General features: G+C 67.0%; 11 protein-coding genes. 7 read left to right on the forward strand and 4 right to left on the reverse strand.

What is annotated here, in order from left to right; all coding sequences use genetic code 11:
• Positions 1-421: 421 nt before the first annotated feature.
• Positions 422-730: a YciI family protein gene (locus ACM6LR_RS22385; RefSeq protein WP_143253076.1), complete on the forward strand. Its 309-nt coding sequence runs from the start codon at positions 422-424 to the stop codon at positions 728-730.
• Entirely contained in the window at positions 727-1,959 is a 1,233-nt protein-coding gene (locus ACM6LR_RS22390; protein ID WP_414940362.1) for an RNA polymerase sigma factor, read from the forward strand. The genes ACM6LR_RS22385 and ACM6LR_RS22390 overlap by 4 nt, the downstream gene beginning before the upstream one ends.
• A gap of 55 nt (positions 1,960-2,014) precedes the next feature.
• Here ACM6LR_RS22390 and ACM6LR_RS22395 read toward each other — a convergent pair whose 3' ends face one another.
• Positions 2,015-3,316, reverse strand: coding sequence for a glycosyltransferase 87 family protein (locus ACM6LR_RS22395; protein ID WP_414940363.1), 1,302 nt, complete (start codon positions 3,314-3,316; stop codon positions 2,015-2,017).
• A gap of 306 nt (positions 3,317-3,622) precedes the next feature.
• Between ACM6LR_RS22395 and ACM6LR_RS22400 the strand changes: the two genes are divergently transcribed.
• From ACM6LR_RS22400 to ACM6LR_RS22415, 4 genes are all read left to right on the forward strand, one after another.
• The gene (locus tag ACM6LR_RS22400; protein ID WP_414940364.1) at positions 3,623-4,486 is read left to right on the forward strand and encodes a phytanoyl-CoA dioxygenase family protein; all 864 of its coding nucleotides are present in this window, start codon (positions 3,623-3,625) and stop codon (positions 4,484-4,486) included.
• Positions 4,487-4,506: 20 nt separating this feature from the next.
• Complete coding sequence (locus ACM6LR_RS22405) at positions 4,507-5,805, forward strand: hypothetical protein (RefSeq protein WP_414944438.1); 1,299 nt, start codon at positions 4,507-4,509, stop codon at positions 5,803-5,805.
• Between the two features lie 33 nt (positions 5,806-5,838).
• Positions 5,839-6,660: a TIGR03084 family metal-binding protein gene (locus tag ACM6LR_RS22410; RefSeq protein WP_414940366.1), complete on the forward strand. Its 822-nt coding sequence runs from the start codon at positions 5,839-5,841 to the stop codon at positions 6,658-6,660.
• Positions 6,661-6,973: 313 nt separating this feature from the next.
• Complete coding sequence (locus ACM6LR_RS22415) at positions 6,974-8,251, forward strand: glycosyltransferase (RefSeq protein WP_414944497.1); 1,278 nt, start codon at positions 6,974-6,976, stop codon at positions 8,249-8,251.
• 213 nt (positions 8,252-8,464) lie between these two features.
• Here the strand turns inward: ACM6LR_RS22415 and ACM6LR_RS22420 are convergent, their stop codons facing one another.
• The 3 genes from ACM6LR_RS22420 to ACM6LR_RS22430 form a co-directional block, all read right to left on the reverse strand.
• Complete coding sequence (locus tag ACM6LR_RS22420; RefSeq protein WP_414944439.1) at positions 8,465-9,628, reverse strand: aminotransferase class I/II-fold pyridoxal phosphate-dependent enzyme; 1,164 nt, start codon at positions 9,626-9,628, stop codon at positions 8,465-8,467.
• 63 nt (positions 9,629-9,691) lie between these two features.
• A complete protein-coding gene (locus ACM6LR_RS22425; RefSeq protein ID WP_414940368.1) occupies positions 9,692-10,105 on the reverse strand; it encodes an SgcJ/EcaC family oxidoreductase in 414 nt (137 codons plus the stop codon).
• Between the two features lie 96 nt (positions 10,106-10,201).
• Entirely contained in the window at positions 10,202-11,443 is a 1,242-nt protein-coding gene (locus tag ACM6LR_RS22430; protein WP_414940369.1) for a cytochrome P450 family protein, read from the reverse strand.
• Positions 11,444-11,664: 221 nt separating this feature from the next.
• Between ACM6LR_RS22430 and ACM6LR_RS22435 the strand changes: the two genes are divergently transcribed.
• Positions 11,665-12,813 (forward strand): epoxide hydrolase family protein, encoded by a 1,149-nt coding sequence (locus ACM6LR_RS22435; RefSeq protein WP_414940370.1) that lies wholly within the window; start codon positions 11,665-11,667, stop codon positions 12,811-12,813.
• Positions 12,814-12,859 lie beyond the last annotated feature (46 nt).

The following is a 12,859-nucleotide window of genomic DNA, read 5'->3' on the forward strand; positions in this document are numbered from 1 at the left end:
GGGGTTGAGGGAAAGCCGGCGTCGGAACGTGCCAGTCGCTGCAACGCAAGGCTAAGTCATGTGCCGTTGCCGCTCAAGCAATTGTCCGGGGAATAGCGCCGCGATGGGAAAATGGGCATTTTGTAAGGAGGCGGGTGTCGTTTCGGCGAGGACTGTCCGTATCGGCTGCTTCAGACGCCGGCCGCCCGAAAGCGCGGGTCGTGCGAGAGGCGGCTCGCGCGATCCTGGATCGCTGACCGAGACGAATCGGCCGGGAGGGTGGCTCATGATCACGGTGGGTGACCTGGGCGAGGTGTCCGGCCCCCGCTGAGGTGACATCCGGCGGATTCGGCGAAATAATCGGCCGGGGATGTCCTCCCGGGCGGGTTCCGTTCGTCGTAGTGGTGAGATGTTCCCGAAGAACGGAGAGACTGTGAAGTACATGCTCCTTATCTGTGTCGGTGACGAGGTCGACGTGCCCCCGGACACGCCGAACATCGAGCAGTGGCTGGAGAAGGTGGGCAGCCGTCGTCTGCACGGGTCGGAGATGCGGCCGATCAGCGACGCGACGACCGTCCGGACACGCGGTGGTGACGTCCTGTTGTCCAGCGGGCCGTTCGCCGAGACTGCCGAGCACATCGCCGGCTACGACCTGATCGAGTGCGCGGACCTGGACGAAGCGACCGAGATCGCGGCCGCGCACCCTGTCGCCCACTTCGGGTCGGTCGAGGTACGGCCGCTTCACGAGTGAGTTTCGAAGCTGAGATCGCCGCTGTCTTCCGTGCGGAGCGGGGTCGCATCGTGGCGACTTTGATCCGGCTGACCGGTGACTGGGATCTGGCCGAGGAGTGTGTGCAGGACGCCTTCGCGCGAGCGCTCGAGCGCTGGCCGCGCGAAGGCGTCCCGCGCCGGCCAGGGGCCTGGCTCACCACGGTCGCGCGGAACGGTGCGTTCGATCGGTTGCGGCGCAAGGCCAATGAAGCCACTGTGGTGCGAGAGGCGGCGATTCGTTCCTTGTTCGACGAACCGATGGATTTCGACGACAGTGGTATCCAGGACGACCAGCTGCGGCTGATCTTCACCTGTTGCCATCCGGCGTTGCCGCCGGAGGCCAGGGTCGCGCTCACTCTTCGTGTCATCACCGGCCTGACCACCGCCGAGATCGCGAGTGCGTTCATGGTGAGTGAAGCGACGATGACCAAACGGCTCGTCCGCGCCAAGCAGAAGATCCGCAACGCCGGGATTCCCTACCGGGTCCCGCCCGCGCATCTGCTGCCGGAACGCACTGGCGCGGTCCTCGCCGTGCTGTACCTGCTGTTCAGTGAAGGCTACGCCGCGTCGGCGGGTGCGGAACTGATCCGGCAGCAACTCTGCGTCGACGCGATCGACCTGGCCACGACGCTCAGCCAGCTGATGCCCGACGAACCGGAGGCTCTCGGCCTGCTCGCGCTCATGCTGTTGCACGACGCGCGGCGGGAAGGCCGCGTGGACGACTCGGGTGAGCTGGTGCCGTTGGAACAGCAGGACCGGACCCGGTGGGATACCGGGAAGATAGCCCGCGGTGTCGAACTCCTCGAGACCGCCCTGCGCAGGGGGAGTCCAGGGCCCTACCAGATCCAGGCGGCGATCGCCGCCTGCCACGCCACCGCCGCGGAGACGGCGGCCATCGACTGGGCGCAGATCGCGCAGCTCTACGGTCAGCTGGTGACCATGAACCGTTCGGCGGTGGTCGAGCTGAACCGTGCCGTGGCGGTGGCCATGGCCGACGGCCCGGCCGAAGGGCTCGCGCTGGTGGACGCGCTGACGGAGGCGGGGGAGCTGGACGGCTACCACCTCCTGCCCGCCACCCGCGCCGATCTGCTCCGGCGGATGGACCGGCGCGGCGAGGCCGCGGCCGCTTACCACCAGGCTCTCGTGCTGGCGCCGACGGACACCGAACGGCGCTACCTCGCCAAGCGACTCAGCGAGGTCACGGTCTGAACATGGCTGTCCCGTGGTAATGGGCGGCCGGCCCGCCCATCACCCGGGAATGCTGCTACGGCAACCCGATCGGCCTGCTCGAAGGCAGGAATCCCTGACCGTCGAATGAGGACTGCGGCTGCTTCAGCCGCCGCAGCCACACCGGCAGGGTCACCAACGCCAGTACGATCAGCCCCAGCAGACCACCGAGGGACGCGACCAGGTTTCCGGACGGGGTGGTCTGCACGGCCACGTCCCCCTGTATTCGCTGCACGTGGTCGTACAACGCGAGAGCCGAATGCGCCACCACGGCGACCGCGATCACCTTCGGTAGAAGTTTCCCGGTGCGCCAGGTCGCGAAAGTCAGCCACACCAAGGCCGGCACCAGCCAGATGGCGTGATGTGGCCAGGTCACCGGCGAGATCAGCAAGGCCGTGAACCCCACCACCAGCATGCCCACCATGGCCTGCCCCCGCCGTGCCGCCCAGACCGCGGCCGCCAGACCCAGCAGACCGACAGGCACCGTGACCAACGGTACCCAGCCCAGCACGGCCGAAGTCCCGGACAGCCGGGAGAACAACCCGGACAGCGAATGATTCACCAATGCCGGGAAGTCGGACACCAAACGCTCGGAGCTGGCGAATATTTCGTCGAACCAGTATCGCCGGGAATCCCCGGGCAACACCGCGAACGCGACGGCAATCGTGAAAATCGTCCCCAGCACGGCCCGCAACGCATCCCGCCAGCGGCCGATGCAGACCAGGTACACCATGAAAATCAACGGCGTGAGCTTGATCCCGGCCGCAACGCCTATCGCGAAACCGCGCCACCGGTCGGGCATCGACCGCGAGAAGTCGGCGAGGACCAGCGCTACCAGCACCATGTTGATCTGTCCGAGATCGAAATTCACCAGTACCGGGTCGAGCAGAAAGTAGGACGGCACCATTGTCGCCACTACCAGCGTCGTGCGCAGTTTCCGGTTCACCGCGTCGACCATGCCGAAGGACAACCACAGGATGGCGCCGAGCAGCAACGCGGTCGCGAAATTCCAGAGCACCTCGGCGACCGCGCGGTCGAACAGGGAGAAAGGCACGATGAGCAGTCCCGCGAATGTCGGATAGGCGAACTGCGAGTCCGCGACGATGCCGGCATGCGCCTTGATGTCGTACATCGAGAGACCGTTCAGCACCGCCTCCCCGGCGGCGTGGTAGACCGCGAAGTCGTTCATCCACCATGGTCTCAGCGGTTTGATCACCGTCGCCAGCATCACGGTCATCGCCGCGGACACGGCTACTATGGCACCCAGGGCGAGAAGGCGGTTCCGCGACTTCTCGCGCCCCTTCTCGAAATCGTGACCGGCGACCTCGGGCTCCGGCATGACCAACCCCTAACCATGAAAGGCGTCGCGCGAGTGACAACGCACTCGCCGTGGCGACGCTCTGAGGTCTTTTACGGGATCGGCCCCAGGCTGCCGGAAAGGTTAACAAGGTCGTTGTTATCGCGTCAACAAATGGCGTTTCCGGAACAGGGCACATCACAAGGTGGCACCGTCAGCGCGGTGGTGCACACTAAAAAGAGCGGCGGCCTGGTCGGAAATCGGCGTTATTCGCGGGTGGTCGAAAATATGTTCTGCCGCTTTCAATGGGGAGTGTCAACGTACGACATCGGATCGAAAGGCGTATCAATGACTCACGTCGACACCGGGTTCACAGGTGCTCCGCCCGAGCCGCTGGACGCCGCGATGATTGAGCGATATCGCCGCGACGGCTTTCTGCTGCTCCCGCCGGAATACCTGACACAGACCGTTTTCGACACGATCACCGCCGCGGTACCGCACCTGCTGGCGGAGGACGGCCCCCGGCGGATCCTGGAGCGCGACGAGACCACGGTGCGCTCCGTCTACGGGGTGCACCAGGCCGATTCGATCATGGCCGAGCTGCCGAGGATGCCCGCGCTGCTCGGCGCCGCACGGCAGATCCTGGACGACGACGTGTACGTCCACCAGTCGAAGATCAACCTGAAGGCGCCCTTCGCCGGTGATCAGTGGGAATGGCATCAGGACTACATCTACTGGTTGCAGAACGACGGGTTGCGCAAGCCCGATCTGGTCAACGTCGCGATCTTCCTCGACGAGGTGACCGAGTTCAACGGGCCGCTCACCTTCGTCAAGGCCTCGCACCGGAGCGGTCTGCTCACCAGGATCGGGGCCGACGGCATGCCGCTCGGATACGAAGACGCGCCTGCCTGGGTGGCCACGTTGACAGCCGACGAGAAGTTCCAGGTGGGCAGCTCGGTCGTCGAGGAGATGGCCCGTGCCAACGGGCTCGTCAGCCCGAAGGGACCGGCCGGCTCGATGTTGTTCTTCGACCCGAACATCCTGCACGCGTCGGCTCCCAACATCTCGCCGTTCCGGCGAGCCATGTTGATGTACGTGTTCAACGGTGTCCGCAATGTCCCCCGTGACGTGTCGGACCCGAGGCCGCCCTTCCTGGCCGAACCGGACACGACACCGCTTCAGCCGCTGTTCTCCGTTTCCGACTCGAAATAGGGGTGTTGGCAATGCCGGGAGTGATCGAACTAATTATCCCGAATCAGGCCGAGTACTTTTTGCGAAATCCCGCGCTGCACCTCACGGGGGAACAACGCGAGGAGGTGATCCGGTTCGGGGGCACCTACGAATGCGAGCATTCGGTGTTCTGGAGCTCGAATCCGCGGGTCCTGCTTCTCCCCGCGGGCTATGACGCCGAGTGGTTCGACGACGTCCACGCCGCGCTCGGCCTGCAACCGCCGCCAGTGGTGTCCCCGGACGCGCGGTCGGGGCTGCTCGTGCGGGATCTGCTCCAGGACGGCGCCGCGCAGGCCGTACTGCGCGAGCACCTGTCCGGATGCGTCCAGGTCGACTTGACGATGACCGGCCCTACCCCCGACATCTACCTGCTGGCCGCGATGCTGCGGGGCTGGGGTCTGACGGTCGAACTCGACGGGGTGACCGAAGAGCACTACTGGAGCAGCCTGTACCTCGACTCCAAGGTGAGCTGTCTGGACCTCGCGCGGCAGCTGCCGGGAGTCCTGGTGTCGGACGGGTTGATCGTCGACAACTGGACGGAGCTGGAGGGGGCCGTGGGCGTCATGACGGCGCGCTACGGCCGGGCCATCGTCCGGAGCCTTCACGGAGTCGCGGGGAACGGAACCCTCGTCGTCAAGAGCGGCGGCTCGCTGGACACCGTGGCCAAGGACTCGTTCTTCACCTTCCCGCTCGTCGTCCAGGAGTTCATCGAGCACGCCGGGGACGTCGGCTGCCCCGCCGTCGACGTGCTGGTCGGCGAAGACGGCGTCGAGGACGTCGTGCTTTGCTCGCTGACGGTCGAGGACGGACACCTGTTCCGCAGTGTCAACGTCGGCCAGGACGCGTTGCCCGCCGTGTGGGCCGAGCGTGTCGACCAGGTCGCTCACGAACTGGGCACGGCGGCCCGCGATCTGGGCTACCGGGGCTGGATGTGCGTGGACTGCGTCGCCGGGGCCGACGAAAAACTGTATGTGACGGAGATCAACGCGAGGCGAAGCGGGTCCACCCACGCCGGCGGCCTGCTCCGGCAGTGGGGTGCCGAGCGGGACCTCACCCTGTCCGCGCACTTCATGGTGCCGGTCCCGGAGGGGACGACCTACCGCGAGCACATCAAGCCCGTCTTCGAGCGGTTGTGGGCGTCCGGAGTGCGTGCGTACCCGACCACCGTGCGGGGTGTCGGCTGGCCCGACCCGATCATCGCGGTGATCGCGGCCGCCCCCACCGCGGAGGAGGCGGAACGCATCGTGGCCGGCATCAGGGAGGCGGTCAGTCCGGCCGCCGCTCCGGGGAAAGCGTCCTAGCCGCCAAGACGAATCTCTTGAGAGGAAAGGCATGTGAACGGATCCCCTGACGTGTTCGACGCGTTGCGAGCCGAAGGCGACGCGGTGGACGGGATGGTCGCCGGGCTCGACGCGGAGCAATGGCGGGCACCCACTCCCGCTCCCGGCTGGACGGTCGCGCACCAGATCGCCCATCTGACGGCGACCTTCCGGATGGCAGGCCTGGCGGGGTCGGCCCCCGACCGGTTCGTGGCGGTCATGTCCGAGCTCGACGACGACTTCACGAAGAACGTGGCGAACGCGCTCGCCGAGTACCTGGCGGAACCTCCGGACGTGCTGCTCGAACGCTGGCGGCTCGAACGCGAAAGCGCGGCGAAAGCACTCGAGGCGGTACCGGCCGGCACGCTCGTCCCGTGGCTGGTGAACCCGTTGCCCGCCCAGGTGCTGGCGAGTGCCGGGATCATGGAGTTGTTCGCCCACGGGCAGGACATCGCCGACGCGCTCGGGGTCGACCGTGAACACGATGACCTGCTGCTCGGTCACCTGACCGCGTTCGGCGCGCGGACCTGGACCTTCGGCTACCTCTCCCGCGGTCTGCCGGTGCCGGAGACCGAGTTCAGGTTCGAGCTGACCAGCCCGTCCGGGACGACCTGGGTGTACGGGCCGGAGGACGCGCCGCAGCGAATCGCCGGTCAGGCGAGGGACTTCTGTCTCCTGGTGACCCGGCGCAGGCATCGTGACGACCTCGCGGTCACCGCGAGCGGTGACGTGGCCGAGCATTGGCTGGACATCGCGCAGGCCTACCGCGGCCCGGCGGGGGAAGGGCGCGAGCCGGGGCAGCACGGGCGAGGTCGTCGCCCGAACCGGAAGGCATGACGATCATCGTCTCCAGCGACGAAGCCGATTCAGCCACGGCATTCTCGGCTGAACGCTCCTCGTTCGCCGCGCTCCCGCTCGCGGCCTCGGTGCCTCCCGGTACCGAGGCCGCGGGCGGGATCGCGTGGCGGGCTTCCGGTGACAGCGGTGACTCCCGGCTCCAGGAACACGTCCGGAACAGACAGACCCGCTGCTTCCCCGGCAGCGGCGAAAAGACCATTGTGGACGGTGTCGCCGTCCGTGACCCGAGCCGGGGAAGCCGATGCCGGAACAAGAGAACGACACAGGCGAGACGCAAGCCGGCCTCGGCCCGATGGCCGAGGCCGGTGACACGACAGCCGCTGTCGCCTTCCACGCCGAACCCGGCCACCGGCCCGCCATCGCCTCCACCGGGAGCCTGATCCTCGACGTCGCCATCCCGGTCTACAACGAGGAAACCGACCTCGAGCCGTGCATCCGGCGGCTGCGGGACCACCTCGTGGAGCAGTTCCCGTACCCCTTTCGGATCACGATCGCCGACAACGGCAGTACCGACGGCACGCTGGACATCGCCGAACAGCTGAGCCGCGAGTTCGACGACGTCGAAGTCCGCCACCTCGACGAAAAAGGGAAAGGCCGCGCCCTTCGCGCTGTCTGGTCCACTTCGGACGCTCCGGTGCTCGCCTACATGGACGTCGACCTCTCGACCGATCTGGCCGCACTCGCCCCCCTCGTCGCGCCCCTGCTGTCCGGACATTCCGATCTCGCCATCGGCAGCAGGCTCGCCCGTGGCGCGCGAGTGGTGCGCGGACCGAAACGGGAACTCATTTCCCGCTGCTACAACCTGATCCTGCGCGGCACGCTGGCGGCGAGGTTCAGCGACGCGCAATGCGGGTTCAAGGCGATCCGCGCCGACGTCGCCGAGCGGCTGCTCCCGCATATCCACGACACCGGCTGGTTCTTCGACACCGAACTGCTCGTGCTGGCGCAAAAGGCTCGGCTGCGGATCCACGAAGTCCCGGTCGACTGGATCGACGACCCGGACTCGTCGGTGAACATCGTCGCCACCGCGACCGCCGACCTCAAAGGCATCGTGCGGCTGACGAAGGCGACGCTGACCGGCGAGATCCCGATCAGCGGCCTGCGCGAGCAACTCGGCCGGGCGCCGATCCAGGTGCGGGCGCCAGGGGTGGCACCGAGCCTCGTGCGGCAACTGGTCCGGTTCGCCGCCGTCGGCGTCGCCAGCACCGTCGCGTATCTCCTGCTTTTCCTGCTGCTGCGGACGTTCACCGGCGCACAGGCGGCGAACCTCGTGGCGCTGCTGGTGACGGCGATCGGCAACACCGCGCTCAACCGGCGTCTGACCTTCGGCATCCGCGGCTGGAAAGGCTCCGGATTGCACCAGTTCCAAGGTCTGATCGTGTTCGGCATCGGGCTCGGGCTCACCAGCGGCGCGCTCGCCTTCGTGCATTCGTTGTCCGCAACGGGGTTGCCGCTCGAGATCACCGCACTGGTGCTCGCGAACCTCGCGGCCACCGTAGTGCGTTTCCTGTTGCTGCGCGGCTGGGTGTTCCGCTCCCGTCGCCAGCCCACCACCGAGATGGAGAGCTGACCGCGGGGACACTGACCGCGGGCCAGGGCGCTGGCGTCACGGTTGTCCCAGTGTCACCAGGGATCACAGTGGCGGGTAGCGAAGGACGCTTCACTACCTTCAGGGTAGGCGAGGAGGCCTTCACGGCCAGGACAACTCGTGTCGCGACCGGCCATCGCCGAAAAGGCGCTCACTCCGTCTCCGGAGCGAGCGCCCTTTCGTCCACCGGGCCGATCACCAGGTGACCGAGCTGATGCGGCGTACCGCCTCTTCGATCGCCTCCATCCCGGTGCAGACCGTCAAGCGGACGTACCCTTCCCCGCCCGGGCCGAAGCCGGTGGCGGGGATCCCGAGTACGCCGGCGTCTTCCAGCAGGCGCTTCGCGAAGCCGCTGCTGTCGAGGCCCGGCGGGTTTCGCACGAGGCAGTAGAAGGTCGCCTTGGGGCGGATGACATCGAGTCCGGCGGCCTCCAGACCGTCGCACAAGGTGTGCATGCGGGTCCGGTAGGTCTCGCGCAGATGCCGGGGGTAGTCGGAGGTGTCGTCGAGGGCGGCGGCCGCCGCGTGCTGCACCGCGCCGAACGTGCCGGAGTCGGTGTTGGTCTTCACCGCCCGCAGGGCTGCCACGATCTCCGCGTTGCCCGCGGCGAACCCGACTCGCCATCCCGGCATGTTGTACGTCTTGGACAGCGAGTGGAACTCGATCCCGCAGTCCATCGCCCCCGGCGACGCCAGAAAGGAAGGCGGCGGTTCGGTGTCGTAGTAGATCTCCGTGTAGGCCGCGTCGGAAGCCACCACGAGGTCGTGGGTGCGGGCGAAGCGTGCCAGCTCGTCGAAGAACTCACTGGTGGCGAGTGCGGCCGTCGGGTTGTTCGGGTAGCACACCCAGAACAGCTTCGCGCGGGCCAGGATGTCGAGGGGGATCTCATCGAGGTTCGGCAGGAAACCGTGCTCGGGCCGCAAGGGCACCCGATACACCTCGCCGCCGCAGAAGCGTGCCCAGGTCTCGTAGACCGGGTACGCGGGGTCGGGCACCAGCACCACGTCGCCCGGCTCGATGTAGGCCAGCGTCAGGTGCGCCATCGCCTCCTTGTTCCCCAGCGTCACCAGGACCTCGGTGTCCGGATCCGTGGTCACCCCGAATCTCCGGTCCAGGAAGTTCGCGGCCGCCGTACGCATCTCGCCGGTGCCGGCGTACGGGGGATAGCGGTGCGACCTGGGGTCCATGACGGCCTGCTGGATGGCGGCCACCACCGGGGGCGGGGTGGGCAGGTCGCTGTCCCCGACCCCGAGCGGTACGGGCGCTACCCCTGAAGATTCGGCCAGCGCTCGTGTGTCGTCGATGAAGGAGAACAGGTAGTCCTCCACCTCGAGCAACCGCTTGGCAGGGCTTGGCATCGAAGTACCTCCGGATCACCTAGGAATTTGTTGCCGAAGCCGCTCTCCGCGCCACGGCAGGGATCAAGTCGGCCCGGGGGCGTCCCGGGGACTGTTCTGGTAGGCGGCGAGCAGCCATTCCCCGCCGGTCTTCACCGCCACCCAGGTGGCACGGATGGTGCGTTCGGGTGCGGGTTCGGTCTCGCCGGAGGCGAGCACGCCACCTTGGGTGATCAGCACGGCGAGCTCTCCGTCGATACGCAGGTCGACCGGCTGCCCGGTGACCCTGGTGCCCTCGAGCTCGTGCGCGAACGCCGCGGTCATGTGGGCGTGGATCGCCTCGGTGCCCTTGCAGTAGACGCCCGGCAGGATCATGGTGCCGTCGGTGGTGAACAGCCGCGCGAAGGCGGCCGCGTCGTGTGCCGCCCACGCCGTGACCAGCCGCCGCGGGATGTCCGTGACCGCGGCCTGGTCCGCGGGAAGATCAGTGGTCGTCATCGTCGTCTCGCTTTCTCGCATCCGGAACTGTCGCGAAACCCGGCGCGGAGGGCCGGGCTGGGAGAGGGCACTGCCCCGCCGGGACAGCGCCCTCGTTCACCGGACCTCGGCAGGGGCCAGCAGTCGCACGGGCAGTGTCTTCCAGCCGTTCATGATGAACGTGCCCTGCGGTTGCAGCTCCTCCGCGTCGAGGGCCAGCGACAGGCCGGGGAACCGCTCGAACAACGCGGGCAACGCGACCTGTGCTTCGAGCCGGGCGAGCGGCGCGCCGAAGCAGAAATGCGTGCCGTAGCCGAAACTGAGGTGATCCTTGTCGGTCCGGGTGATGTCCCATTCGCCGGCGTTCGCGCCGTGCAGTTCCGGGTCACGGCCGATGGCGGCGTACCCCATCAGAATCGGGTCGCCCTTGGGAATCGTCACCCCTTCGAGTTCGATGTCCTCGACGGCGAACCGCAGCGGCAACATGTTGATGGGTGATTCGGCGCGAAGCGTCTCCTCGATCACGTCTTCCCAGGACGCCCGCCCGTCCTCGACCATCGCACGCTGGTCGGGGTGGGTGAGCAACTTGTGGACGGCGTGCGTGACCAGGTTCATCACCGTTTCCGAACCCGCGCCGAGCGCGACGAACAGCGTGCCGATCAGCTCGTTGTCCGTCATGCCCGTCTCACCGTCCTCCTCGGCGGAGGCGATCAGGTCGGTGGTGAGGTCGTCGCCGGGATGCTGGCGCTTGGCTTCGAGGAGCTGCTGGAACTGCGCGGTCCAGTCACGGACGTTCGCCTCCGCCTCCTCCGGCGTGATGGAGGAGTCCGTGGTCATTTCCCCGCCGCGCAGGATGGCGGCACGGGATTCTTCGGGGATCCCGAACAGGTCGCAGATGATCGACGCGGGCAGCCGATAGCAGAACATCCGCTTCAGGTCCACGACCTCGCCGGGCGGGACCGCGGCCAGGTCGTCCAGCAGCTTCGTCACGGTCTTCTCGATGTAGGGCTGCATGGCCCGGACCCGGCGCGGCGTAAACGCCTTGACGACCGGACGCCGCAACCGGGTGTGGTCCGCGCCGTAGGTGGTGGTCATGTTGTCCATGGCCGTCCAGCTCGCCAGCGGCCAGTCCGAGCGGATCTCGCCGTTGATGTAGGCGTCCCAATGCTGGCGGGGATTCTTGGAGACGCGCGGGTCGGTCAGCAGTTTCATGGCGAGATCGTGACCGACGACCGTCCAGGCCCGAATTCCCTGCGGAAGCTCGACCTGCGCTATCGGACCTTGTTCGCGGAGGTGCGCGCCCTCGGCGTGCACGTCCTTTCCGGTGGTGTCCAGAATTACGGGACAACGGCTTTCCATGGAAACCTCTCCAAGGGGGACGTTCGGCGATGAGGTCGAAACCGACACTACGCATTCACTATCCTTGTGCCACCTCACGATGTGCCTCATCGACTTCGGTTCCCCGAGCTGCTTGAGCGGTGGAAGCCGGAAGGCGTAACGTCGTTCAGCGACGCATTTTCCCGGAACTGAAAAGTCCGGGTCGCGATTGATCCCGGCCGACCGAAAGGCAGGAACTCTTCGTGGATCCCTTCCGTATCGAGATTCCCCGAGCGGAGCTCGACGATCTGCGGCGCAGGCTCGCCGCCACCCGGTGGCCGTCGAGGCCCGCCGTGGAGGACTGGTCCCGCGGAGTTCCGCTCCGCTACCTCAAGGAGCTCGTCGACTACTGGCGCACCGGTTACGACTGGCGCGCCGCCGAAGCGCGGATCAACAAGTTTTCCCAGTATCGCACCGAAATCGACGGAGCGACCGTGCATCTGCTGCACGTGCGCTCGCCGGAGCCGCATGCCCTGCCGCTGATCCTCACCCACGGCTGGCCGAGTTCGGTCGTCGAGTTCCTCGACGTCATCGGCCCATTGTCGGACCCGGCGGCGTATGGCGGAGATCCGGCCGATGCCTTCGATCTGGTCATTCCCTCCATTCCGGGATACGGGTTCTCGGGTCCGGATCTGGCGCCCGGCTGGGATATCCGTAGGGTGGGCCGTGCCTGGGCGGAATTGATGAACAGGCTCGGTTACCGGCGTTACGGGGCGCAAGGCGGGGATTTCGGTTCACTGATTTCGCTGGAACTCGGCCGTGTCGATCCTGATCACGTCGTCGGCGTGCACACGAGCATGCTGGTCGCGTTGCCCTCGGGTGATCCGGAAGAAGTGGCGGGATTGAGTCCGGCCGACCAGGTGAAGCTGGATCGGCACGTTCTTTTCGAAACGGAACTCTCGGGTTATTTCAAGCTTCAGGCGACCAGGCCGCAGACGGTTTCCTACGGCTTGACGGATTCCCCGGTCGGACAGCTCGCCTGGATCATCGAGAAGTTCTGGGAATGGACCGACTCGGCGGAACGCCCGGAGGACGCGGTCAGCCGTGACACCCTGCTCACGAACGCCATGATCTACTGGCTGACCGGGACCGGCGGTTCCTCGGCCCAGCTCTACTACGAGTACCGCCGCCAGCTGACCGGCGGGCTGCCCGATCCGCCGATCACCGTGCCGGTCGGGGTAGCCGTGTTCCCGCACGACATGGTCCTGCCGATCCGACGGCTCGCCGACCGGGACATCAAGACCATCACCCACTGGTCCGAGTTCGAGCGCGGTGGCCATTTCAGCGCGTTGGAGCAGCCTGAGCTGTACGTGGAAGACCTGCGGAAGTTCTTCCGCGGCCTCCGGGACTGACGGACGGGTGAGCGGCTGCCCCGCGACGACGTCGCCGGGCAGCCGC

It is taken from the genome of Amycolatopsis sp. cmx-11-32, from assembly GCF_047608695.1.
GTDB lineage: Bacteria > Actinomycetota > Actinomycetes > Mycobacteriales > Pseudonocardiaceae > Amycolatopsis.